Here is a 25,148-nt window from a genome sequence, read left to right as displayed (position 1 = left end):
GTGGTGAATTAACCATATCAGAAAGGGGGTCTTTTTTCATCACCTAATGGGTGATGAAGCAGATTACTTTAAAGACTATTAAATCAATGTTAGGAAAGACTATTAGTAAAACTATGAATTATTCAGGTCTAATATAAATTAAGGAGAATTTAAATATGAAGATTGCAATCTTAGGTATGGGTACAGTTGGAAGTGGAGTTATTAAGGTGATTCAAGAGAATCAAGTGGAGATCCAACAGTTTACCAATGAAGCGATTGAAGTTTCACATGTGTTTGCTAAAACGATTAATAACCAGCATGACGCGGATTTTCAAAATGTGATAGTTACAGAAAATATCGATGATATATTGAATAGTGATGTAGAATTAGTTGTTGAAGTGATGGGTGGGATTGATTTTACCTTTGGTCTTCACCAAAAATTCTTATCAAAAGGGATACATGTTGTCAGTGCAAATAAAGATATGTTAGCAGTTCATATTAAAGAATTAGCTAAAATTGGCGATGAAAATAAAGCGCAATTAGGTTATGAAGCCAGCTGTGCCGGTGGAATTCCAATTATTAATGCGTTAACGTATGGTTTACAAGCGAACAAAATCAATCGCGTAATGGGGATCTTAAACGGAACGACAAATTATATTCTGACAAAGATGACACAAGACGCTTGGTCTTACGATAGAGCATTAAAAGACGCCCAAGAAAAAGGCTATGCTGAAAAAGATCCAACCAATGATGTGGAAGGATTGGATGCAAGACGTAAGATTGCCTTACTATCTCGTATTGCTTACAAACAAAACCTAAACGTTGAAGATATTCCAGTTCGAGGGATAAGTCAAGTGAGTGTAGAAGATTTAGAATATGCTCAAGCAGCAGGGCTGACAATGAAATTATTAGGTAAGAGTGAATTTCATGGTGACAAAGTTCAAATCAGTGTTGAACCTGTATTACTACCAAATAATCATCAACTTGCAACAGTAAATGACGCAGCGAATGCGGTTTATGTCAACGGAAATGCTTTTGGTGAAACAATGTTCTATGGACCAGGTGCAGGAAGTTTAGAGACAGCTTCAGCCGTAGTTTCAGATGTGATGAATATTGCTAAGTTTGGCTTTGTAGGAAACTTAATTGTTGAAGAAGATGCAAATATTGACTTGGCTGGAGAAGCTGCGTCATACTTTATTCGCTTTACAAAAGGGCAAACAAAAGTTCAATTAGACGCAAATTATAAAGTTATAGCTGAAGAAGATGAATTAGTTATCATTACCGAAGATATGAGTGCGAATGCTTTAGAGCAATTAGAGAACAGTCATCAAGTTGAGGCAGTATACGTAGTAATTAAAGATTAGAATTGGAAGTGGATAGTGTGAACAATGTATCATTAAAGATACCAGCAACAAGTGCCAATCTTGGGCTCGGCTTCGATACAATGGGAGTGGCAGTGAATAAATATTTATCTATTAAAGCAACTGAGAGTGACAAATGGGAATTTGAATTTCTTGATGAAGAATTACGTGATTTACCTAATGGAGAAGCGAATTTCGTCGCTAGTATAGCCATTGATATTGCTAAGAAATACAATAAGGTGATGCCTGATTTATTTATTGAAATGTCGAGTGAAATTCCACTCACACATGGATTGGGAAGTTCATCGAGTGCTATTGTGGCTGGAATCGAGTTAGCAGATCATTATTGTCAACTAGGATTATCAACGTATGATAAGATTTTACTCGCATCTAAGATTGAAGGGCACCCAGATAACGTCGGACCTTGTATCACTGGAGGAGCTTTCGTAGGATATTATCAAGACGATTACTTAGCTTATCATCAATTAAACTTAGATAAGATTAGTTTGATCCTTTCAATACCTCCTTATGAGATTTCAACGAAAGTGGCCCGCGAAGCGATTCCAGATTCGTACGAAAAAGGGGCAGCCATCGAACAAAACGCTCTAAATAATGTCATGTTACTTTCAATGGTTAAAAAAGACTACAAAACAATGGGTGAGTTGATGATGCAAGATAAATTTCATGAACCATACCGCCAACCATTAATTGCAGAGTTTCCTGAGATTAAAGAAATTGCAGTGAAGAATGGTGCCTATGCCACAGTTATAAGTGGCGCAGGTCCAACCGTTTTAACACTTTGTCCAGAAGATAAAGTTGAGGGAATATTAAAAGAACTTCAACAAGTATCGACATGTAAACATGAGAGTGTTGAAGTGCATTATAATTAAGCATTAAAAGGAGTCCACCTTTGAGATATTCTTACTCATAGGGAGGCTCTTTTTGACTTTATAAACACATATAAAAAGCCGTTGAGCAGCGCTCAACGGCTTTAATATTTGATTACTAATTATTCAGCAATTTTCTTTTGGTATTTATCAGCTAAGCCTGTAGAACGGAAGATCCATTTTACAATCTCAACGATAATTACAATACTGAATGCTACACCGATAGAAATTGCCCATTCAGTTGGTCCAGGGATAGTTACCGAGAAGTATGTGTTAATTCCAGGAATTAAGATTACTCCAAGTAATAAAGCACCAGAAAGAATGAAGGCACCGTTTAAGTATTTGTTATCAAACGGATTTCCACTGAATAATGAACCAAAGATTGATTTAACGTTATATGAGTGGAATAGTTGGATAAATCCAAGTGTAATGAATGCCATTGTTTCAGCAGTTTGATGTTCTACTTTTAGAACGTATTCACCAATATAGTAAACAGCTAAAGTAAGGAAGCCTTCAAGTACACCTTGGTAAGCAATACTTGGTAATACACCGAATGATAAGAAACTATCTTTCTTAGTACGAGGTGCTTGTTTCATCGCTTGAGGTTCAGCTTTCTCCATACCTAAAGCAATAGCAGGGAACACGTCAGTTACTAAGTTAATCCATAAGATATGAACTGGCTCTAAGATTGTCCATCCGAATAAAGTTGCAACGAATAAAGTTAAAACCTCACCTAAGTTAGCTGAAAGTAAGAATTGAACAGCTTTTTGGATGTTAGAGAATACTTTACGTCCTTCTTCAACAGCCACAACGATTGTTTCGAAGTTATCATCAGCAAGAACCATGTCTGAAGCACCTTTAGCAACTTCAGTACCAGTGATACCCATACCAACACCAATGTTTGCTTGTTTAAGAGATGGTGCATCATTAACCCCGTCACCTGTCATTGAGATAGTACGTTCATTTGCTTGCCATGCTTTAATAATACGAACTTTATGTTCAGGTGATACACGAGCATATACAGAGAAGTTAGAAACATCTTTAGCTAATTCTTCATCAGTCATATTATCTAATTCAGCACCAGTACGAACATGCTCTTCGTTGTTAGGTTCGTTAGGATCTAAGATTGATAAACGTTCAGCGATTGCTTGTGCTGTAATGGCGTGGTCACCAGTAATCATAACTGTACGGATTCCTGCTTCACGAGCACGGCGGATAGCTGCCCCAGCTTCAGTACGCTCAGGATCAATCATACCAATAAGTCCAGCAAAGATTAAATCTTGCTCAACAGTTTCAGTACTAATTGTATCTGGAACTGTGTCGACAATCTTATAAGCACCAGCTAATACACGTAGTGCTTCACGAGCCATGTTTTCGTTCTCTTTAAGTATATGATCAGTATCTGCTTGAGTAATATCTGTAACTTGCCCATTGTTATCAATTTTAGTTGCACGTTGGATTAATTGATCTGGAGCACCTTTAACAGCTATAAAATAACGACCGTCTTCCATTTTGTGGATTGTTGACATTAATTTACGGTCTGAATCGAACGGTACTTCGTTTACACGAGGTTCAGAGCTTACTGCATCTTTAACATCGAAGCCTTGCTCAATCGCATATTTGATCATAGCCGTTTCAGTAGGGTCACCAATTAGTTCACCTTTACCATCGATTTCAGTATCGTTAGCGAATGTAATTGAACGTAATAAAGGATTAGTATGAGCAATCTCTTCTGATGCATCATGAAGCTCGCCATCATAGAATACTTTTTCAATCGTCATTTTATTAACTGTTAATGTACCAGTTTTATCCGATGCAATAACTTCTGTACTACCTAAAGTTTCAACAGCAGGTAATGTACGAACTAACGCATTACGATTTGCCATTGATTTTGTACCTTGCGAAAGGATAATTGTTGAAATCGCAGGTAAACCTTCTGGAATAGCAGCAACTGCTAATGAGATAGAAACTAATAACATATGAGTAATTTCAAAGTCTTGGAATGTAATTCCGACGATGAATGTTAATACTGCAATAACAATGATTGCGATTGTTAAGTTTTTACCTAATTGCTCTTGGTCACGTTGTAATGGTGTTAATTGGCCTTCAGTGTTTGCTAACATGTTAGCAATATGACCAACCTCAGTATCCATACCAGTACCAGTAACGATACCTAAACCACGACCATAAGTTACGTTTGTACTTGAGAAGGCCATGTTTTCACGGTCACCGATACCGACGTTTTCTTCATCGATTATGTCAGTACTTTTAACAACTGGAACTGACTCACCAGTTAATGAAGCTTCTTCAATTTGTAATGAGTTTGCTTCAATTAAACGTACATCGGCAGGAACAACGTCCCCAGCTTCTAATGTAATAATGTCCCCAGGTACTAATTCAGTACTTTTAACTGAGTTCATTGAACCGTCACGGCGTACATGAGCTTCAGGAGAAGCCATGCTCCTTAGGGATTCAATAGCATTTTCTGCTTGCTGTTCTTGGAAAACTCCCATAATTGCATTTAAAATAACAACGATTAAAATAATGATTGAGTCGGCAATACCTTCACCTTCAGCAATCCCAACAAAACCTGCAACGACAGCTGCTACTAATAATACTATGATCATAAAGTCTTTAAACTGATCTAAGAATTTTTGTAGAAGTGTTCGATTTTCTTCTGCTTGAATTTCGTTCGCACCGTATTTTTCAATACGCGCTTGTGCCTCAGAAGAGCTCAAACCTTGTGAAACGTTACTGTCAAGCTTAGAGACAATTGAATCTGTCGATTCACGATAGGCAACAAAATCTTTCATTAACAATATTCCTCCTATTTCTTTTGTTATAAGTTAGTTTACTTGAAAAAAGAGACTTATACCAACTATAAAGCGGATGCGATACAGGTGGCATAAGTCTCACTATTTAAGTACAGTACCAGTAGCTTAATTACTACTTATCGATGTTGATACTGACGAGGACAATTCCCCTAGTTACTCCCTTATGAACAATTATTATCACTATTATAAAAGATTACAAAAAAAATATCAAACTAAAACAACAATGGTTATGAATTTTTTTCTAATAATGTTTGCTTTTTTATTAAATTAGCGCTTTTTTCTACAATATCATTCAAATAAGTGCTATTATAAATTCGATATATGATATGTGATTTTAAAAAAATATATAATTTTTGGAGGTAAGTAGATGAGTAGTAATAGAGAGCCCAAGACAAGACGTGAAGCGAGAAGAAGTAGAAAGAAAGAGCGTAAGCGTGGCGGTGGGTTACGGATGTTCTTTGGTATCCTTTTAATTTTAGTAGCAGTTGGATTGCTAGCCTTAGATCCAATTAAAAACTACATAATTGAACAAGGAAGTACTCAAAACGCGGTTGGTAATTTAACACGTGAACAAATTGAGACAAACCAAAGTGTAGACGTAACATATGATTGGGGAGATATTAATACCTTAAATGCTCGAGAAGTTTTAGCAAGTGGTGTGAATCCAAGTGATTTACCTACGATTGGTGGAATCGCAATGCCTGAATTAGGAATGAACTTACCAATTTATAAAGGTGTATCAAATGAAGGTATGTTCTATGGTGCAGGGACGCTCTATCCTGATCAAGAGATGGGAGTATCCAACTATTCATTAGCAAGTCACCACTCAATTAATGATGGATTGTTATTTGAACCTTTAATGCGTGCTGAAATTGGTCAAACAATTTACTTAACTGACTTAGAGAATATTTATGTTTATCAAGTAGATTATATAGATACTGTTCCAGCAACTGCAGTAGAAGTTACTTATCCTACTGAAGAAGGCCGTGTAACATTAATTACTTGTGATACGGGCTTAATAGACCGTGTTGTCGTTCAAGGGGCACTTGTTGATACCGTTAGTGTTGATGATGCTTCTCCAGACATGTTACAAGCGTTTGATATTGCACAAACAATTACAAGTTAAGTATAATATAGTCGAACCGCATTTACTTATAGAGTAGATGCGGTTCTTTTTTTAAAGGCGTGTTAAATTATGAATAATTAATGAATTAACTGAGAAAGATTGCTTTTAAATTATGATATTTTTTGTACTTTAACCTATATAAAAGTGCTTTATGGTAAACTTAATATGTAGTTATTACAAATATATTTAGGAGGTAAGAAGGATGAAGAAGATAAAGTATATAATAGCCTTATTCATGATTATGTCTTCTTTTATGGGTCTGTTCGCAGGCTTACAACCAGTCAATGCACAGGAGAATGCAGTCACACCAGTTACTGTGGATGCTCAAGTGTATTTAGCAATGTATGGCGGTGAGCCGACAGAACAAACTCAAATCAGTTATGACATAATTCAAACTGATCCAGATACAGGTGAAGGGACACTCGTCTATAGTTATCGTTCTAATGAACCAAATACTGAACCATTGATGTTAACACCAGGTAATTATAAATTCAGATTGTATGATGGCGGTAATTTCCAACGTGACGGACAAGAATTAATTCCAGCACGCGTAGAACAAACCCATCCAACAACAACTGATCAAGAAATTCTAAAAGAATTAAGCCAAACCGGTGATTTAATACCATGGGGGGATGGTACTGTTGTATTAGATGTGCCATTCAAGATAGAATTAGGAGATAATTTATTAAACGAAACAACTAACCAATATGAAACTGAATTAGTTGTCACGATAGCGGATCAGCAATCGATTGCAACACTTCCAGAGAATCCTGATGAACCGGAAACACTAGGTGAAGGAGTACCTGAAGAAACGGGTACATTAATAGTACAAGTTATTGGTAGTGATAGCTCATTAGTAGCGAACACTGTACTTAGTGTAAAAGGTGAAGAGTTTACAACAAATGCGCAAGGTCTCCTTCAAGTTAACAATGTTCCAGCAGGAGAGGTCCAAGTAGAAGTACTTTCTGTACCGGAAGCTTATTCAATGGAAGGCATCACAATGCCGACAGAACCAATTACGGTAGTAAGTCAAGAAACGACGAACGTTAAAATATCTGTTGAACGTATTCCAGAAACTCCAGAAGCAAACACAGTAACCTTAACTGTTCTAGATGAAGAATCAGTGCCGGTTTCTAATGTTTCGATGACATTGAATGATCGTGAAATTTATACAGATGTTAACGGTCAAGCGGTATTCTCAGAAGTACCCGTAGGAGAATCGACTTACACAATTAATAGTGTTCCTGAAGGATATAGCCTAGAACAAACGACAGGAACAGTTGTTGTTGATCCAACCACTCACACTGAAGCAACGATTACTTTATCAGCAGATGTCGATACAAATAACATTGAATTTGTGGTAACAAATGAAGCTTTTGAACCCATTAATGGGGTGGAAATTCAAATCGCTGACAGTGTTTATACTACAACTGAAACAGGCCGAGTGGAAACTGAAGCCTTACCAGTTGGCGGTTACTCTTATGATGTAATTTTAGCTCCAGAAGGATTTGAAATACCTGTATCAGGAAGTGTAAACGTTGTTGAATCTGCACCTGCTGAAGAAGCAATTGCCTTACCAACATCAGTAGCTTATGGTTCATTATTAGTTAATGTTGTTGATGATGTACAGCAACCAATTATTGGTGCAGAACTTACATTAGGTGAGCAGACTGCAATCACAAATGGTAGCGGACATGCTATATTTGAAGATTTAGAAGCAAATCAATCTTACGAATACTCTGTTACGGCTTTACCAGAAGGTTATGTCTTAGATGGAGAAGCTGAAGTAAGAACGATTACAATTAATCCAGACCAACAAGTTGAAGATACACTGGTCATTGCGCAAGCAGAACAGGTTGGTAGTGCTGTATTTACAGTGGTTGATGAAGCTAGCCAACCCGTTGAAAATGTTGAAATTCAATTAGGGAATGAAACTGCCACAACAAACCCAAGTGGTGTAGCTGAATTTACTGACATTGGACCGGGTACTTATAACTATACGGTGACAAATTTACCAGAACAATATGAAACACCGGCGGAAGGTCAACTAGCAATTGTTGCCAATGAAGAAGCAACACAAGAAATTAATCTAAGTGAAGTTGAGCAATTTGGGAATGTGACATTTAGTGTCGTGGATCAAAATAACGAACCAGTTGATGGAGCTCAAATCACACTGAATGATAATACTTATCCATCAAATTCAAACGGACAAGTGATTATCGAAGGATTAAACGCAGATCAAACATACAACTATACTTTAGCAAGCTTACCAGAAAATTATACTGGTCAAGTATCTGGGACAGTGATAATTGAAGCGAATAATAATATCGAAGAGACTGTTACTGTAGAAAGAGAACTTGCACCCGGACAATTAACGATTACAGTCATGGATCAAAACGACCAAGCTGTGTCTGGTGCCCAAGTACAGTTAAATGAAGATCAAACAGAAACAACCAATGCCGAGGGTCAAGTTGTATTTGATGAACTGGTAGAAGGTACGTACGAATATATTATTAATGAGTTACCAGAAAATTATGAACATAATATCGCTTCTCAAAGTGTTTATATCGCTGAAGGAACAACAGAAGCTCGAACTCTACAAGTTCAACATAATGTCCAACCGGGAACAGTCATCTTTAATGTAACTGATCAAGATAATTCTCCAGTAGAAGGAGCGGTTATTTCAATCAATGACACAACGATTACAACGAATACAGAAGGAACGGCAACTATTTCGGATATTGAACCCAATACGTACACTTATTCAATCTCAGAATTACCAGAAGGATATATTGGTAATGCAAGTGGAGAAGTGACAGTCAATGAATCAGAAATAACAACTGCAGCGATTAGCGTTGAAAGAGAAATCGAATTATCAACGGCTGATATTAAAGTAGTCGATCAAAACGGGGATGCTGTTGAAGGTGCTAGTCTTGCTTTTGGTGGCTTAACTGGAACAACGAACGCTGAAGGTATCGCTCATTTCGAAAGTCTAGAGCCTGGTCGTTATAATTATTCTGTAACAAGTACGCCCAATGGTTACTATAATAATTCAGAAGAACAAGCGATTGAAATTGAAGAAGGATCGGCTTTTGAAGCAGAGATAAGGATCGAAAAATTACCAGAGACTGGTTCAGTCACAATTCAAATTAGAGATAATAATAATCAACCTGTCGCAGGCGTTGAGATTAGAATCGATCACGAAACGTATACAACAGATAATAATGGGGAATTTACAGTTGATAATTTAGAAGCTAGTTCATACCCATATGAAATCATCAGTGTACCAGAAGGTTTTGAAATTGAAGAATTATCGGGTGAATTTGGGATTGTAGCGAATGAAACAATTACCGTTAGCCCAAGAGCCACTGCTCAAGAATCTTCAAGTTCTGAGGAGTCAAGCTCACAAGAATCAAGTAGCGAGTCTTCTAGTCAGTCACAATCATCAAGTGTGATTGTTGATGAGTCTCAAAGCTTAACACCAGCTGAACAAGCAAGTATTGATGAAGAAGCATCTCAAGCGACAAGACAATTTATTGATGCTGAAACAGGTATAGAAGTTTGGGTAAACCCACAAGACGCAATGAAAGTTTCAAATATTCATGTTGAAACATTAGATAGTGCAGCAACTTTAGAGAATGCGGATGCGGATATTTACACAATTACTTTATTGGATGAGAATAACGAAGCAGTTCAATTAACTCGAATTGCCGAGATTAAGATTCCAACACGTCCTGTTAATTCGCAATTACGAGTGGTTCGTGTAAACGATAGCAACAATTCAAACTTAACATTTGCATTACATAACCAAAGAATTACCTTTAGAACTCAACAATTAGGTACATTCGGTATTGTGTATAATGCAGAACAAGCGTCTATCTCACAAGAAGAATCTGTGGAAGTGACAGTCGAATCAAGTTTAGAAGAGAATGATGATGACTTACCAAATACCGGTGAAACGTCAACAAAAGGAATTTTATTCTTAGGCGTTTTAGTATTACTAAGTGGGGCATATTTAGTCTTTACTCGTAATAAATCAACAAATAAGCATTAAAGTGTAGACGAACATCATATATTTTGGTAGAATAATTGCGGTTTAGGAGACAGTTAACCCTTGAAAGAGAGTAGATAACTTACCTCTATACAGCAAGCTGGGATGTTGAGAGCCAGTCAGAGATACCTATCGAAGCGCACTTTCATCGTACAACTAGATACTCTAGTTCGGAGGAAACTTCGTTATCAATACAAGAGCATGAATGTTAGTGATTCATGGAACTAGAGTGGTACCGCGTATAAGTTAACGCCTCTAGAGAGACATTTAATTATGTCTTTCTTGAGGTGTTTTATTTTGAGTTTTATTATAGGAGGAATATAAACAATGGATATCAAACAAATATATGTAGATGCTTTAACACCAATTGTTGGTGAGCATTTAAGCAAAGAAGAAATTACCAAATTAATTGAAGTACCAAATAATACCGAACATGGGGATTTAGCTTTCCCTGCTTTCGCATTAGCTAGAGTATTCCGTAAAGCGCCTCAACAAATTGCGAGTGATATCGCTGAGCAAATAAGTATGGATAACTTCGAGAGCGTTGAAGCTGTAGGTCCTTATATTAATGTCTTTCTTAAACGTGAAAATGTCGCTAACGAACTGGTTACACAAGTTCTAAATGAAGGCGAAGACTATGGAGATTTAAATATTGGTCACGGCGAAGCAATGACGATTGATATGTCATCACCTAATATTGCTAAACCAATGTCTATGGGACACTTAAGATCAACAGTTATCGGTAATTCAATCGCTAACTTAGCTGAGAAAACGGGTTACAACCCAATTCGTATTAACCACTTAGGTGACTGGGGTACTCAATTTGGTAAATTAATCGTTGCTTACGAAAAATGGGGCGATGAAGAACAAGTTAGAAAAGATCCTATCAATGAACTTGTTAAACTATATGTTGAGTTCCATGAAAGAGCAGAAGAAAATCCAGAATTAGATGACGAAGCCAGAGCGGTATTCAAACGATTAGAAGATGGCGATCAAGAAATGATCGAACTTTGGACTTGGTTCAAAGACGAATCATTAAAAGAATTCCAAAAAGTATATGATATGTTAAATATCGAATTCGACTCATACAATGGGGAAGCCTTCTATAATGATAAAATGCAAGCTGTTATCGAAGAATTAGAAAGTAAAAAAATAACTAAAATTGACCAAGGTGCAACCATCGTTGACCTTGAAGAAGAAAACTTACCACCTGCCTTAATTAAAAAATCAGATGGTGCCACACTTTACGTGACGCGTGACTTAGCAGCAGCCATCTACCGTTACAACACTTATAACTTTGCTAAAAATGTTTATGTAGTTGGGAATGAACAAAGTGTTCACTTTAAACAACTAAAAGCTGTTTTAGACAAATTAGGTTATGAATGGTATAAAGATATGACTCACGTACCATTTGGTTTAATTACTTTAAACGGTAAGAAACTATCAACACGTAAAGGTAAAATTGTCTTACTAGAACAAGTATTGAATGATGCGATCACTTTAGCAACTGAACAAATCAATGAGAAAAATCCTGATTTAGCGAATAAAGAAGAAGTGGCTCATCAAGTCGGTGTTGGAGCGGTAGTATTCCACGATCTTAAAACAGACCGTATGAATAACTTTGACTTTAACTTAAAAGATATTGTTCAATTTGAAGGAGAAACAGGTCCTTATGTACAATATACTTACGCACGTTCAATGAGTATGATTCGTAAATACGACAAAGAAATTTCAAAAGACACAACTGTAAATCTTAATGATGCATACAGTTGGGAAGTTATTAAGAAAATCGCTGACTACTCACGTATCGTAGAAAATGCCATTGAACGCTTTGAACCTTCTTTAGTTGCTAAATATGTTATCCAATTAGCTCAACAATTCAATAAATACTATGCAAATGTGCGTATCTTAAACGATGATGACCAATTAGAATCACGTATGGCTTTAGTTAAAGCTGTTACGATTGTGATTAAAGACGCATTAAATCTCTTAGGTGTTGAAGCACCTGAAGAAATGTAATATAGAAAAGTAATAGACCTGACTTAGCCAAAACTAAGTCAGGTCTATTTTTGTTAAAAGACACTTTGTATAAGAAACATATAAATAACGGTTCCAACTAAAATACTTAAGATTGTATTTCGTTTCCAATAATGAATAATGACAATAGATAGAGAAGCAATCACTTCAGGGATAGCATAAGGATAAGTGAGGACAGGTGTATTTCTCAACGCGAATACAATAATCAAGCCCATGGCAGCAGTGGGTAATACAGAACCTAAATAAATAATTGCCTTAGGTGGTTGAGAACCGGCCGGAAAAATAATAAAAGTTATAAAACGGGTCAGCATCGTAAGACCCGCAATTATAGCAAATGTAATCCAAAGTTGGGTTTGTGTCATTGACGAGCCACCCCCTTCTTATTAAAGCGGTATAAGAAGAAGCCAAGGATAAATACCATCGCAGGAATCATAAAATTATTTGCACCAAATAGTACTAAGCAAAGCAAACCAGATAAGATTCCAACAAGGGCAGGAACTTTACTAGAACTATTTAACCATTGATCAACAAAGATAGTAATAAATAGTGCAGTTAGAACAAAATCAATCCCTTCAAGATTAATTGTAATCATACTTCCTAAGAGGACGCCAATAACGGTTCCAGAAACCCAATACATTTGATTGAGTAAAGTAATGAAGAAATACACCCAATCTCGACTGAGATTTTCAGGAACATCAATAGAAACAAGCACCGAGAAAGTCTCATCGGTTAAACCAAAGATGGTATAGTATTTTTTTGAATCTAGTTTACTAAACTTTGTAAGCATCGCAATACCATAAAAGATATGTCTAGCACCTACCATCAACGTAAGTATGATTGCATTCATCGGATTAAAAGATGCTAAAAACACATCAATAGCAGCATACTGAATCGCACCTGAGTATATAATTACACTCATTAAAATAGCAAATAATGGTGAGAAACCTTGACTCACAGCCAATAATCCAAAGGGTATCCCTAAAAAGATATAGCCCGCCATAATTGGGATAGTATGGGGGAACGCAAATTTAAATGCTTCTTTCATTAAAGCCCTCCTAAATTAAAATAATTAGATATAGTCTAATTATTTTCTCATAAATAGTCAAATTAGTAAACATAATCATAAGATTTATCAATAAACAAACATTTTGATACAATAATAAGACAAGAACAAAATTCAAAGGAGGAGCATGGTTGCAGGAGAAAAATTCAACACTAAAAAAAATATCGATAGCAGGACTCACTGTTGCGGGTGGAATTCTAATAGCAACTAAACTGTTTCCCAAATATAAAAATCGGTCTCTTTCAAGTTGGTTAATTGAACGAGGATTATTTGTGTATGGAATGAAAGAAGAACAGCGAAAGTTATTTGAACATCAAAACCGCATTGATGGCTTCATCGAGTGGAATACTAAACCACAAAAGAAACCAGATATCATGGTAGGGCATAAAGTAGAAGAAAGCTATCATGGGCCCATGCAAGTTTTTTCATGGAATAAGAAAAAGGAAAAGCAACCCATAATATTTTACTTACATGGTGGTGGCTATGCCTTTACGCCTTATCCAACTCACTACTTCTTCTTACGTTCAGTAGTGAAGAAGACGAATGCTCAAGTAATATTCCCACAATATTTAAAAACACCGAAATACTCTTATAAAGAGTCTGTTCCATATGTCTTAACATTATACAAGCAAATGCTTAAAGAGAATGTGAATGACAATCCAATTATCTTGATGGGGGATTCTTCTGGCGGAGGTATGGCTTTAGGTCTGGCAGATGCATTAAGGGAAGAAGGTATCCAGCAACCGGATGAAATCATCGCCTTATCACCGTGGCTAGATATTGCCAACGAGAATCCAGAAATTCCAGATTTAGAGCCATTGGATCCGATGATCAGTCAAATTGGGTTGAATTTAGCAAGTGAATATTGGGTAGGAAAAGAGGGACGTATCGATGATCCACTCGTGAGTCCAATGCTTATTAGTGGTCGTGATTTAGCACGTATTACGTTATTTGTTGGGACGCATGAAGTTTTTTATCCAGATATCCTTCAATTTGCGAACCGTTTAAAAGAAGATAATATTGAACACGATTTATATATTGCTGAGAAGATGAATCATATCTATCCCGTGTACCCGACGCCAGAAGGCGAAGAAGCACGACAAATCATTAGCGCTATCATTAATAAAACTCTAGAAAAATAAGAAGGTCAGCATTGGTTGGAAAGGTTTACAACGTTTTTGGAAGTAAATCTATTTAAAACCAGTGACTAAATATGATACTATTAATACGAAATGGACATCTTATAAGGAGTTTATAATGACTGTAAAATTAATTGTAATTGACTTAGATGAAACTCTGTTGAGAAAAGACAAAAGCTACGACGTCGAACGTTTTAATCACGCACTTCATACGCTGAAAGGCCGAGATGTATTGGTTTGTATAGCAACTGGGAACAGTTATCACAAAATTATTGACTACTTCTCGCAAGAAGATCAAAAAGATTTATACTTTGCTTGTGATAATGGGAATTTTATAGTAAAAAATAATGAAGAGTTATCAACAACGACTGTGGATAGAGAGACTCTCTATAAAATTGCATCCTTTGTTGATGAATTTGAAGGTTTCCACATTATGGTAAATACTGGAAATCAAGCCTACTTTAGAGAAACCGAAGGCGAAGCCTTTGAACACATTTCTCAATATAATAATGCTTTAGCCTATATTGAAAAGTTCGAAGATTTACCGGAAGGAGAAAAGCCTACTAAACTCGCGATTTATTCAACGCACTCACTTGATCGAAATAAAATAATGACGCGTATTTTGAAAGAACGTTTTGAAGACATTGATTCGGTAACGAGTGGTGACGGTTGGCTAGATGTATACTCAAAAGATGGCGGTAAAGGAAGTGCTGTAAGAAAATTACAGACAAAATACAATATTAAAAAAGAAGATACAATGGCATTTGGCGATAGCTTAAATGATGAAAGTATGATGAAAGAAGCCCATTACAATATCGCAATGGGCAATGCTGATCATGATTTATTGTTATCGACAACCTACCAAATTGGAACAAATGAAGATTCTTCTGTGATAAATTTACTAGAGGAACTTCTTTTAAATGATTCTATGGAATTTATGAATAAATACTTAATCCATAAGAAAAGATAGAAAGGTCTGTGGAAGCGAGTTGGCAAAAAAGAGAAGACAAAAAGGTAAAAAAACTGAGCAAGAAGACTTAGTAAAAGTAGATATATTCTACATTCCTGAAGCACAAGCTGAGATGTATCAAGTATTGCGCGATGCAATCGCAATGGATGTCGAAGAGATATTAGAAAGTACTTATCATCACGTGGATCGAGTGTTCGACGAAGATGAAGGTGAGGCAGTTGCTGCATTTGATGAAAATAACAATGAGCAAGCGCGTTTATATCTAAACCCGACAAACATCTCTCAAGGGCAAACAGCGAGAGATAAGGGGCAATTGGATAAATTCTTGGATACACATTTAATTAAGAAAGCATAAAAAACTGAAGTATATGAACGGCAATAAGCCATTCATCTACTTCAGTTTTTTTCTTCCTCGAGTTTAATTTCGATGGCTTTTTGGTAGACGTCTTTTAATTGCTTGCCAATTTCGATGAGATTTCTCTCTTTAGCAACCTCATAGGCGGCTTCGCCTAAAGGAGGCAAGTCATTTAATCTAAATTGTTCGATTAATCGTTCGAAATCGTCAATGTCTCTTCCTTTATAGACATGTTTCTTGTCAACTAGCCAATCGTCAAATACTGGGATATCTCTAACAATAAAGTTTGCTTTTGTTGCACAGGCCTCTAAAGCAGGAATCCCTTCTGTTTCTTCCATCGTTGGGAATAAGAATAAATCAGATCCTTGTAAAGCGAGTATGATGGAATCATTAGGGACATAACCAGCGAATCTTAGATTTGGTAAGTCCGTTTGAATCGCTTGTTTAATATTGTCAGGCACAAGCTTTAGATCAGTATAACCAAACCAAATAAATTGAACATGTGGCATACGCTTGGCCAATTCCACGAAATCCAGAATCCCTTTTCGTTCCAAATACAAACCAATACCCATAACGATAAAGTCATCAGGTTCATAATTGAACTCTTCAAGAAACACATCTCTGGCATTATCAACGTGATCGAAACGGCGCAAATCAATCCCATTTGATACACTTACAATTTCTCGACCGATATCATATGATTCCAGTAACTTTTTTGCGTAAGGTGTAGGTGCGATGAGTATATCACCTTGACGATAAGCTTGAATCAACCATTGTTTAAACAATGGAGAGACTTGGTTAGAAAAGATGAATGAATTTCGAAAATCCTCCTCAGTTGAGTGAGCATGGTAAACGACAGGGATGCCACTATGCCCTAACTTATATGCGACATAATATGATTTTGGGAAATACGTATTAATATGAAGAACATCAAACGTATCATTTATGTCAGTTGTATATTCTATATTATTTAAAAAAAGAGCTTCTTTTTGGTGTTGAATGGCTTTACCTAAGCCAGATTTATTAATTTGTTTCAAGTTTTCGCTATATAGTAATACTTTCATAATACACCCCTTTAACTAAATTTAGTTTAGAACATGAAAGGCTTTTTAGCAAGTATTACTGTCGTCATTATTTTATTTCTTTTATTATCAAAATAATGATAGTCATAACCGGAGAAAAAGCCTATTAATTGACAATAGCACTGCTTTTTCAATAAAATATAAGGATAAAGAAATAATAAAAATTTGGAGGGGAAAAATATGTCAGAAGATAAAAAAGATCAAGTTGTAGGAAAAACAAAAGAAGTTACAGGTAAAGTAACTGGCGATAAAAAACGTGAAACAGAAGGAAAAGCACAAAAAAATAGCGGTAAAGCTAAAGAAGCACTAGATGACGTTAAAGATACTGTCAAAGGTGCGGTAGACGGTGTGAAAGATGCCTTCGATAACGACGATAAAGATAGAAGATAGTTAATTGTTTCTTGCGATTTAAATGCATACATTTTTAGTGTCTAAAACTAAAAGTGTATGCTTTTTTAATGTAAGCGTAGTAGCTGATAATAAAGAAGATAAAATTCATACTCAGTTCGAAATAATATGCTAATATATGAAGCGGAGTAAAAAGGTCAGGAGCGAATAATTATGCGTCAATTAAAGAAATTATTGTTATCTCTGAGTCTCATTTCATTCATTAATTATCCAATACAGTTTGCCCAAGCATCTGAAGATGAAGAAATGCAAGAAGAGCTCGCCATACGAGAAGAAGTTGATCAAGATTTTAAGCAAGTATTAGATAAATTAGAAGCATCAGATAAATATAAAATCACTTTGCGATATATGAATGTTGATTCGAACAAATTACTTGCTGAAGGTGAGATTCTTGCTGATTCTATCAGTGGGGATGCAAGATTAACGTTTGATATTTATGAATATGGACAAGACAATACACAATCAGTCTCAACTTATGACATCGTTTCTTATCGTGAATTTTCTTTAGCTTACATTAATACAATCAATTTATTAACGGATACGGGATTTTTTGAGCAAACGTATTTTCCTCAAAATGTTCAAAACCAACTAAATGAATTCAATAATTACTACATTGCAATTAATCAAGATGAGTTAGGTTCGATTAATATGAATGAAGAGTTAATCGATAATTTATTATACTTTCCAGATTTATCTCAAATAGAGGATATCTCTACGGATGATATCTATCAATTAAATGATAGCACGATTATTGATATGGAAAGACTTGAGATTCCACGTGGATTCTATCAAAATGCGGGCAGTTTCAGTTTGAATTATAGTTTAAATGTGGATATTAACGAAAGTGATGATCGACACATTTCTTATGATGTTATTCCGAATCAACAATTTAATATCACTGAAAACTCACGAGGACTAACATTTCAGTCGACATTGTCTTCACAAATTACAGATGACTTAATATCTTCGAGAAGATTGGATAATCGAGAGTTTCCAGCTGATTATCAGTGGGAAAGTAATATTAGTACAAATCACGTGACAGATAAATTAACCAAAGCAACTATTAGTATAAATCCTGAGGTAGGTAGTTATAACGCAACATTAACAGGTCTTTATGAACAATTTATGCTGAATATATTCAGTAATAAAACAGCAGATATCGAATCTTTTAATTATCGTTTAGAATTATCCATGACACCATCAGAAGAAAAGATACCAGAAATAAATGAATTGAATAAAATGACAATGAGTGAATTTTCATATTTGATGGAATCAGTGTTAACCGCTGAGAATCAACGTTATGACAACGACACACAGTTATTAAATTAAAAGAGAAAGAATAAGGTGTTCAAAATGGCAGAATATAAATTAAGAGAACTTGCGACAAAGCGAATTAAACAAGGTGGAAAGTTAGTTAAAGCAAAGGATTTCCAAAACGAAGATAAAGCGAAACACTTTATTGAAGGAGATGTCGTAATCTTAAATGATTTTGACAATCAATTCTTAGGGAAAATGTTAGTTGGACGCCAAAATAAAGGTGTTGGCTGGTTAATTACCACTTATCAAGATGAATATTGGAACGACAGTTTAGTCTATTATGTCTTAGAAGAAGCTTTTGAAGAACGCGAAGCATTCTTTAATAGTACAGAAACGACTGCTTTCCGTTTATTTAACGGTGAAGGGGACGGAATTGGTGGGGTGACCATTGATTGGTACGACCACTACGTTCAAATTAATTGGTATTCTAAAGGGATTTATGAATACCGTCATTGGTTCTTTGAAGCAATAAAACAATTATTACCTGAAGTTAAGGGAGTTTATGAGACGCTCCGCTTCCAAACAGATGATTTAGAACCCATTCAATTAGTCAGTGGCGCCGAAGCACCGGATCCATTAGTCGTTAAAGAGAATAATCTTAACTATGCTGTGCATTTAGGTGAAAGTTGGATGACAGGAATCTTTTTAGACCAAAGAGACGTGCGTGATTTTATTAAGACTCAAGCGAATGGTATGTCTGTATTGAATATCTTTAGTTATACAGGGGCATTCTCGGTTGCCGCAGCAGTTGGTGGAAGCGACCATACAGTGAGTGTTGATGTAGCCAACCGCAGCATTGAATTAACAACAGAACAGTTTGCGTTAAATGATATCAAAGTTGAAGATTCTAAACATGAGATTCGTGTGATGGATGTCTTTAATTATTTAGATTACGCAGCCAAAAATGACATTACATTTGATTTAATTGTTAGTGATCCTCCAAGCTTCGCTCGAACTAAAAAGAAAATGTTCAGAGTCGAAGAAGACTATTCAAACTTAGCAAAACAATTATTTAAATTAACAAATCCAAATGGGATGACGATATTAAGTACCAACCATAGTGGTTATGCTTTAGAAGATTTCCGAGATGATATGGTTGCGGCAACGCAAGAGTTGAACGGAACTTATTATTTAATCCAACAATTCAATCTTCCAGAAGACTTCCCAACAAGTCCAGATGAAGAAAGTAGTTACCTCAAAGTGTTGGTCTTTTATCGCGAAGATGAGTAATAGAGGTGAGATTAGATGAGGTATATTGAACTAATTGATGTAGTAAAAGAGTATAAAAGCGGTGAGGTTGTCACTCGCGCAAATGATGGTGTAACATTTACAATCGAATCAGGCGAATTTGCCGTAATATTAGGTCCTTCAGGAGCCGGTAAATCAACAACTTTAAATATATTAGGTGGAATGGATAAAGCGACATCAGGTGACGTTATTATTGCTGATAATGATATTAGTGATTATTCAGACAAAGAATTAACAACATTTCGTAGAAATAATATTGGCTTTGTCTTCCAAAACTATAATCTTGTGCCTAATTTAACCGCAAAAGAAAATGTCGAGTTATCGATTCAAATATCTAATAGTGATGCGGATGTGATGGATGTTCTTAAGCAATGTGGGTTAGACCACCGAGCGGATAATTTTCCAGCTCAACTTTCAGGTGGAGAACAACAACGTGTATCCATTGCTCGCGCTATTGCCAGCAAACCAAAATTATTGTTAGCCGATGAACCTACGGGTGCATTAGACTACGAGACAGGTAAGCAAATTCTTAAATTATTGCAAGATACAAGCCGTAATACCGATTCCACCATTGTTGTTATTACTCATAATACAACAATTTCAGAGATGGCAGATCGGGTAATAAAGATTAGAAACGGGAGAGTAGACGATATTGTTATAAATGATACGCCTCTAAAAGTAGATGAAATAAAATGGTAATTAGTATTAAGAAGGGGGAATACTATGAATTCTGCTTTATGGAAGGATAATTTAAGAGAAATAAAAGAATCGATTCCTCGCTTTATCTCAATATTTGCCATCATTGCCTTAGGTGTTTCTTTCTTTGTTGGAATTCGGGCCGCAGGGCCATCCATGGTAAGAACTGCTCGAGAAGTATATCAAGAGAATAATATGCCAGATGGACATATATTATCGACAGTTGGTCTTAACGAGACAGATATTGATTTGTTAGATAACCAGAATGGTGTCACTATCTTACCCATGCAGTCCATTAATGCTATTGTCAGTCCTGGTGAAGAGAATGCGAAGATATTCACTTACAATGGTGATGAGAGTACAATTTTCTTTAAGGTTTTTGAAGGACGAATGGTTGAAGACACGGATGAAATTGTCCTCGATACAAAATATCTAGAAACGCTCAATGCACAAATGGATTCACCTATCCAAATTGGTGACCGAATCACACTAGATAATTCGGATAGTGCCGGTTTCACATTGGAAACGGAAGAGTTCGAAGTGGTCGGCTTTGCTCGTAATCCACTTTATATAGAAAGAATGACCCGAAGCGGATCGGCTAATGTCTTTGGAATTATAAGCGATCAGGCAGTGAGTGGAGATTTATACTCTGAAGCATATTATTGGGTAGATGATGCGAGAGAATACGAAGCCTATACACCAGAATATAATCAAATTGTCGATCAGACTGTGGCTTCATTTGAAGAAGACTTAGAAGGTAGACCTGAAGTACGAATTGTGGAGCTGCAAGATGAAATTGCGTCTTCCATCGATGAAGGGGAAACTGAAGTGGCTGATGGTTACCAAACCTTAGAAGATGCTCGAGAAGCCTTAGAAGAAGCTCAAACAACTTTATCAGAGGGTCATCAAGAAATATTTGAAGGCCAAAGAACTCTTAATCAAGGGATTGCTGACATCGAAAGTGGAGAAGAAGAACTGAATGATGGAATCAAAGAGTATCAACAAGGGCGGTTAGAACTTGCGGATGCACGGGTACAACTGAATTATAATGAAAAAACTTATGAAGAAGGCTTGGCCCAATATGAAGAAGGACTGGCGACCTTTAATGAAGAAATCGCATCTGCTCAGTCACAATTAACAGATGCACAAGTACAGTTAGATCAAGCAGCATCACAAGCACAAGCAGGTTATTCACAATTAGTTGAAGGCCAAGCGGCACTTGATGCCGGTTATAGTCAATTGGCTGCAGGAAGACAAGAATTGCTAGACCAATTAAGTCTTGCTACAAACGATCAGATACCACCAGAGCAATTGTTAGCTGCAATTGAAGATCAGATTGATGTTATTAACGGCTTCCTTCAAGTTCTTGAGCAATCAGATACCGGAACAAATCCGGATATTGTATCTTGGATTAATTCATTAAATATTGAACGAGATATCTTAAGAGAAAATCTACAAGAACTCGCATCTATCGTCAATGAATTAGGTGAGGTTGAAGAGCTAGAGCAAACGTTAGCTGATTTGAAACTTTCGACAGAACAAATCACTTTACTAGAACAACTTGTTGGGACTGAATTGAGCCCAGCAACTTCAATTGATGATGTTCTACAATTATTAAATAATCGAATAGCTGAGTTAGAGACTCAAACAGAAACACTCCCAGAAAACCCTTCTGGAAGTGACAATGAGCTAATTAATAAAATAGCTGAAATACGTGAATTAGAACAGCAATTAACAAACATCGAAACGGAATTAAACCAACTCCAAACTGAATACAATAATATTGGAGATATTTCGGGACTTATTGCACGAAGAGATGAATTGTTAACTCAGAATGAGTCTTATAATCAACAAATGGCTGAATTATCACAAGCAATCAGTGCATTAGAATCACAATTACAAAATCCAGAATTAACTGAAGCGGAATCCATTCAAATTGAAAGTGATATACAAACACAAAGAAATGAATTTAATGAATTTAGCACTTTACTTCAACAAAATAACTCAGAACTGGCAGAGTTGAATCAACAAATTGAACGATTCAATTCTTTAGAAGCTCAAATTGAAGAGCTTAATAGTCAGCTCAGTCAAACGGAAGCGGCTCTGACGACTGCGCAAGCTGAATTAGATCAACTTCTCGAAGATGGTGGTTTAAATGAACTACCTCCGGAATTGGACTTAGGTCAAATTCAATCTGAATTGACTCAATTAGTTGAGGCAGTGAATATGTTGCAAACGGGACAAGCGACACTCGATGAACAAAGTTCTGTATTAGCAGCTGGTTGGAATGAATATTATGCTGGTTTGAGTCAATTAGAAGCAGCGCAAAGTACGATTAACCAAGGTTGGACTGAGCTGAATGCTCAAAGTGCGGCAGGTCAAAGTGAGTTAGATACAGCATATGCTGCTATCACTGAAGGTCGACAAGCTTTAGATGAAGGTATTTCACAATTTAATGAAGGACAAGCGAGTCTTGTCGATGGTAAACGGGTGATCGACGAGTCATACAATACGCTTATTGCAGGGCAAAGAGAACTTGAAACAGGTCGTGAAGATGCTCTAGCTGGTCGAATGGAATTGATGCAAGGTGACGCTGAGTATAACTTAAATCGTTATGAATTTATCTCAGAAGAAGAAGATGCCTTAGAAGATTTAGAGCAGGCTGAAGCAGATATTGCTGAAGCTAAAGAATCTCTAAATGATTTAGAAGAGCCAACCTATGTAGTGGAGAAACGTGGAAGTTCAAGTGTCTATCAAAGTTTAAATGATAATGCAGAACAACTAAATGTCATCTCTAATATATTCCCAGTGTTTTTCTTTGCGATAGCTATCTTAGTGACTTTCACAACAATTAAACGTATGGCAAGTGAACAAAGGAATTACATGGGAACAATGAAACAACTAGGGTATAACAATGGAACGATTATCCAGAAATTTGTTGTCTATGCCGGCATTGCCGGAATATTAGGTATCGTTGTTGGGTTAATCATCGGTTATGCAGTCTTTCCAGGTGTTATCTTAAATGCATATAATATGTTGTATTATTTCGATGCGCCTGAGATTGAAATCTTATGGGGATGGAATATTCTTGCAGCACTGATAGCCTTGGCGACAGCTTTATTCCCTGCAATCTATACGCCACTTAAAATGTTGCGTACCCAACCGGCTAATCTACTACAACCGGAACCACCGAAATCAGGTAAGAAATTATTACTAGAACGTGTACCAAGTATTTGGAATCGATTATCATTTAATACCAAAATGACAGTGAGAAATCTACTAAGATACAAAGGACGTAACTCGATGACACTTATCGGAGTTGCAGGGTGTACGATGTTGATCGTGACAGGTTTCGGGATTAGTAATACAATATCTGGTGTTGTGGATGGTCAGTTTAATCAACTCCAAACATATGATGGCATGGTATACCTTAATGACGTTTTAGAAGATTCTGAAGTTGAGGACATGAATCAAACACTCACAGAGATGGATGGCGTAGAGGGCTATATGCCAGCGCTACTTGAAACGTATGATGCAGAATTGGAAGATGGTCAGACACAATCCGTTACTGTAATAGTTCCTCTAGGTGATTTAGAATCATTCTCGGACTACGTTACATTACGCGAAAGAGGTCAGGAACCAATTCCAAATGCCATCGTAGATGAAGGTCCATTTATCACGGAAAGAATGGGTGAGTTACTGAATTTATCAGAAAGCGACTCATTTACCTTAGAAAATGAAGACTTTGAAGAGTTTACTGTAGAAGATTTTACAGTTGTAGAAAACTACGCTTCTCACTACCTCTATGTAAATCCTGAACAATATGAAAGTATCTTTGAGGAAGAACCAAGTCAAAATGCTTACTTAGTTCAATACACAGAAGGTGTCAGTCAAAAAGAAACTGAAGAATCGATTATGGACAATGATAATGTCTTAACGACTGTCGATTTGAATACACTTGCTGAAAGTATCGCAGATCAAATGGGAAGTTTAGATTTAATTACATTAGTTCTAATTATCTCAGCGGCTTCATTAGCCTTTGTCGTTCTGTATAACTTAACAAATATTAACGTTGCTGAACGAATCCGAGAATTATCTACGATTAAAGTACTTGGATTCTATGACCGAGAAGTAAGTATGTATATCTTTAACGAGGTATTAGTACTAACAGTCTTAGGTAGCTTAGTTGGTTTAGTGCTCGGAACGATCTTAAATACTTACTTATTAAAAACAATGCAAATGATGGACGTCTTGTTCCATCCAAGTGTTTCAATAGGCGGTTACATCGCTTCATTCTTCATATCCTTAGCATTCTCTGCAATAGTCATGGTGGCTATGCACTTTAAACTGAAAAAAATCGATATGGTTGAAGCACTTAAAGGTGTAGATTAATAACAAAATATTTTCCAAAAAACTTTCAATGAATTCTAAGTTAATTGACTTTAGAATCGTTGGGAGTTTTTATTTTGAAATAAAAATAATTTGCTTGTTAGAAGAATGTTACAAAACTAATATATATATGGAATGACAACAGTTTAAAGAATTTATCCTCTAGTTTGTAACTGACAAACTGACACATTCTATGCTACAATAGA

17 protein-coding genes are annotated in these 25,148 nt (G+C 36.1%); 13 read left to right on the top strand and 4 right to left on the bottom strand.

The features are described from left to right. Positions 1-155: 155 nt before the first annotated feature. The gene (locus FEZ33_RS05205; protein WP_138404348.1) at positions 156-1,343 is read left to right on the top strand and encodes a homoserine dehydrogenase; all 1,188 of its coding nucleotides are present in this window, start codon (positions 156-158) and stop codon (positions 1,341-1,343) included. A 17-nt stretch (positions 1,344-1,360) separates the two neighbouring features. Beyond that, complete coding sequence (gene thrB / locus FEZ33_RS05200) at positions 1,361-2,230, top strand: homoserine kinase (RefSeq protein ID WP_138404347.1); 870 nt, start codon at positions 1,361-1,363, stop codon at positions 2,228-2,230. A gap of 119 nt (positions 2,231-2,349) precedes the next feature. On the opposite strand, the gene FEZ33_RS05195 is transcribed toward thrB, so the two are convergent. Next, the gene (locus FEZ33_RS05195) at positions 2,350-5,040 is read right to left on the bottom strand and encodes a cation-translocating P-type ATPase (RefSeq protein WP_171031290.1); all 2,691 of its coding nucleotides are present in this window, start codon (positions 5,038-5,040) and stop codon (positions 2,350-2,352) included. Positions 5,041-5,428: 388 nt separating this feature from the next. Between FEZ33_RS05195 and FEZ33_RS05190 the strand changes: the two genes are divergently transcribed. The 3 genes from FEZ33_RS05190 (at position 5,429) to argS (ending at position 12,257) form a co-directional block, all read left to right on the top strand. Then, positions 5,429-6,187, top strand: coding sequence for a class A sortase (locus tag FEZ33_RS05190; RefSeq protein WP_138404345.1), 759 nt, complete (start codon positions 5,429-5,431; stop codon positions 6,185-6,187). A gap of 202 nt (positions 6,188-6,389) precedes the next feature. Then, complete coding sequence (locus tag FEZ33_RS05185; RefSeq protein ID WP_138404344.1) at positions 6,390-10,241, top strand: SpaA isopeptide-forming pilin-related protein; 3,852 nt, start codon at positions 6,390-6,392, stop codon at positions 10,239-10,241. Between the two features lie 324 nt (positions 10,242-10,565). Further along, on the top strand, positions 10,566-12,257 hold the full coding sequence (gene argS / locus FEZ33_RS05180) for an arginine--tRNA ligase (protein ID WP_138404343.1): 1,692 nt from the start codon (positions 10,566-10,568) through the stop codon (positions 12,255-12,257). Positions 12,258-12,310: 53 nt separating this feature from the next. Here the strand turns inward: argS and FEZ33_RS05175 are convergent, their stop codons facing one another. Together FEZ33_RS05175 and FEZ33_RS05170 are read right to left on the bottom strand one after the other, a co-directional pair. Further along, on the bottom strand, positions 12,311-12,637 hold the full coding sequence (locus tag FEZ33_RS05175) for a branched-chain amino acid transporter permease (protein WP_138404342.1): 327 nt from the start codon (positions 12,635-12,637) through the stop codon (positions 12,311-12,313). Then, a complete protein-coding gene (locus tag FEZ33_RS05170; protein WP_138404341.1) occupies positions 12,634-13,320 on the bottom strand; it encodes an AzlC family ABC transporter permease in 687 nt (228 codons plus the stop codon). Before FEZ33_RS05170 ends, FEZ33_RS05175 begins: the two co-directional genes overlap by 4 nt. A gap of 149 nt (positions 13,321-13,469) precedes the next feature. Here FEZ33_RS05170 and FEZ33_RS05165 point away from each other — a divergent pair, with 149 nt between their 5' ends. The 3 genes from FEZ33_RS05165 (at position 13,470) to FEZ33_RS05155 (ending at position 15,802) form a co-directional block, all read left to right on the top strand. Next, positions 13,470-14,480: an alpha/beta hydrolase gene (locus FEZ33_RS05165; protein ID WP_138404340.1), complete on the top strand. Its 1,011-nt coding sequence runs from the start codon at positions 13,470-13,472 to the stop codon at positions 14,478-14,480. Positions 14,481-14,595: 115 nt separating this feature from the next. After that, the gene (locus FEZ33_RS05160; protein WP_138404339.1) at positions 14,596-15,447 is read left to right on the top strand and encodes a Cof-type HAD-IIB family hydrolase; all 852 of its coding nucleotides are present in this window, start codon (positions 14,596-14,598) and stop codon (positions 15,445-15,447) included. A 19-nt stretch (positions 15,448-15,466) separates the two neighbouring features. Next, positions 15,467-15,802 carry a hypothetical protein gene (locus FEZ33_RS05155; RefSeq protein WP_138404338.1) on the top strand — a complete coding sequence of 112 codons (336 nt, stop codon included), beginning with the start codon at positions 15,467-15,469 and terminating at the stop codon, positions 15,800-15,802. Positions 15,803-15,843: 41 nt separating this feature from the next. Here the strand turns inward: FEZ33_RS05155 and FEZ33_RS05150 are convergent, their stop codons facing one another. Next, entirely contained in the window at positions 15,844-16,866 is a 1,023-nt protein-coding gene (locus FEZ33_RS05150; protein ID WP_138404337.1) for a glycosyltransferase, read from the bottom strand. Between the two features lie 198 nt (positions 16,867-17,064). Between FEZ33_RS05150 and FEZ33_RS05145 the strand changes: the two genes are divergently transcribed. The 5 genes from FEZ33_RS05145 to FEZ33_RS05125 all read left to right on the top strand — a co-directional run bounded on the left by FEZ33_RS05145 (position 17,065) and on the right by FEZ33_RS05125 (position 24,945). Next, on the top strand, positions 17,065-17,274 hold the full coding sequence (locus tag FEZ33_RS05145) for a CsbD family protein (RefSeq protein WP_138404336.1): 210 nt from the start codon (positions 17,065-17,067) through the stop codon (positions 17,272-17,274). 171 nt (positions 17,275-17,445) lie between these two features. Next, positions 17,446-18,621: a hypothetical protein gene (locus tag FEZ33_RS05140; RefSeq protein WP_138404335.1), complete on the top strand. Its 1,176-nt coding sequence runs from the start codon at positions 17,446-17,448 to the stop codon at positions 18,619-18,621. A gap of 24 nt (positions 18,622-18,645) precedes the next feature. Beyond that, positions 18,646-19,839: a class I SAM-dependent rRNA methyltransferase gene (locus tag FEZ33_RS05135; RefSeq protein WP_138404334.1), complete on the top strand. Its 1,194-nt coding sequence runs from the start codon at positions 18,646-18,648 to the stop codon at positions 19,837-19,839. 15 nt (positions 19,840-19,854) lie between these two features. After that, positions 19,855-20,556 carry an ABC transporter ATP-binding protein gene (locus tag FEZ33_RS05130; protein ID WP_138404333.1) on the top strand — a complete coding sequence of 234 codons (702 nt, stop codon included), beginning with the start codon at positions 19,855-19,857 and terminating at the stop codon, positions 20,554-20,556. 24 nt (positions 20,557-20,580) lie between these two features. Beyond that, positions 20,581-24,945 carry an FtsX-like permease family protein gene (locus tag FEZ33_RS05125; protein ID WP_138404332.1) on the top strand — a complete coding sequence of 1,455 codons (4,365 nt, stop codon included), beginning with the start codon at positions 20,581-20,583 and terminating at the stop codon, positions 24,943-24,945. Positions 24,946-25,148 lie beyond the last annotated feature (203 nt).

Source organism: Ruoffia tabacinasalis, from assembly GCF_005864045.1.
Classification (GTDB): Bacteria; Bacillota; Bacilli; order Lactobacillales; family Aerococcaceae; genus Ruoffia; species Ruoffia tabacinasalis.
This window is presented reverse-complemented; position numbering and strand designations above follow the sequence as displayed.

What these genes read in the sequence shown, in the direction of transcription:
- FEZ33_RS05190 (WP_138404345.1), top strand. Translation starts at nt 5,429, where the DNA reads ATGAGTAGTAATAGAGAGCCCAAGACAAGACGTGAAGCGAGAAGAAGT.
- FEZ33_RS05195 (WP_171031290.1), bottom strand. Translation starts at nt 5,040, where the DNA reads ATGAAAGATTTTGTTGCCTATCGTGAATCGACAGATTCAATTGTCTCT.
- FEZ33_RS05205 (WP_138404348.1), top strand. Translation starts at nt 156, where the DNA reads ATGAAGATTGCAATCTTAGGTATGGGTACAGTTGGAAGTGGAGTTATT.
- FEZ33_RS05170 (WP_138404341.1), bottom strand. Translation starts at nt 13,320, where the DNA reads ATGAAAGAAGCATTTAAATTTGCGTTCCCCCATACTATCCCAATTATG.
- FEZ33_RS05150 (WP_138404337.1), bottom strand. Translation starts at nt 16,866, where the DNA reads ATGAAAGTATTACTATATAGCGAAAACTTGAAACAAATTAATAAATCT.
- argS (WP_138404343.1), top strand. Translation starts at nt 10,566, where the DNA reads ATGGATATCAAACAAATATATGTAGATGCTTTAACACCAATTGTTGGT.
- FEZ33_RS05140 (WP_138404335.1), top strand. Translation starts at nt 17,446, where the DNA reads ATGCGTCAATTAAAGAAATTATTGTTATCTCTGAGTCTCATTTCATTC.
- FEZ33_RS05175 (WP_138404342.1), bottom strand. Translation starts at nt 12,637, where the DNA reads ATGACACAAACCCAACTTTGGATTACATTTGCTATAATTGCGGGTCTT.
- FEZ33_RS05145 (WP_138404336.1), top strand. Translation starts at nt 17,065, where the DNA reads ATGTCAGAAGATAAAAAAGATCAAGTTGTAGGAAAAACAAAAGAAGTT.
- FEZ33_RS05125 (WP_138404332.1), top strand. Translation starts at nt 20,581, where the DNA reads ATGAATTCTGCTTTATGGAAGGATAATTTAAGAGAAATAAAAGAATCG.
- FEZ33_RS05130 (WP_138404333.1), top strand. Translation starts at nt 19,855, where the DNA reads ATGAGGTATATTGAACTAATTGATGTAGTAAAAGAGTATAAAAGCGGT.
- FEZ33_RS05135 (WP_138404334.1), top strand. Translation starts at nt 18,646, where the DNA reads ATGGCAGAATATAAATTAAGAGAACTTGCGACAAAGCGAATTAAACAA.
- FEZ33_RS05185 (WP_138404344.1), top strand. Translation starts at nt 6,390, where the DNA reads ATGAAGAAGATAAAGTATATAATAGCCTTATTCATGATTATGTCTTCT.
- FEZ33_RS05160 (WP_138404339.1), top strand. Translation starts at nt 14,596, where the DNA reads ATGACTGTAAAATTAATTGTAATTGACTTAGATGAAACTCTGTTGAGA.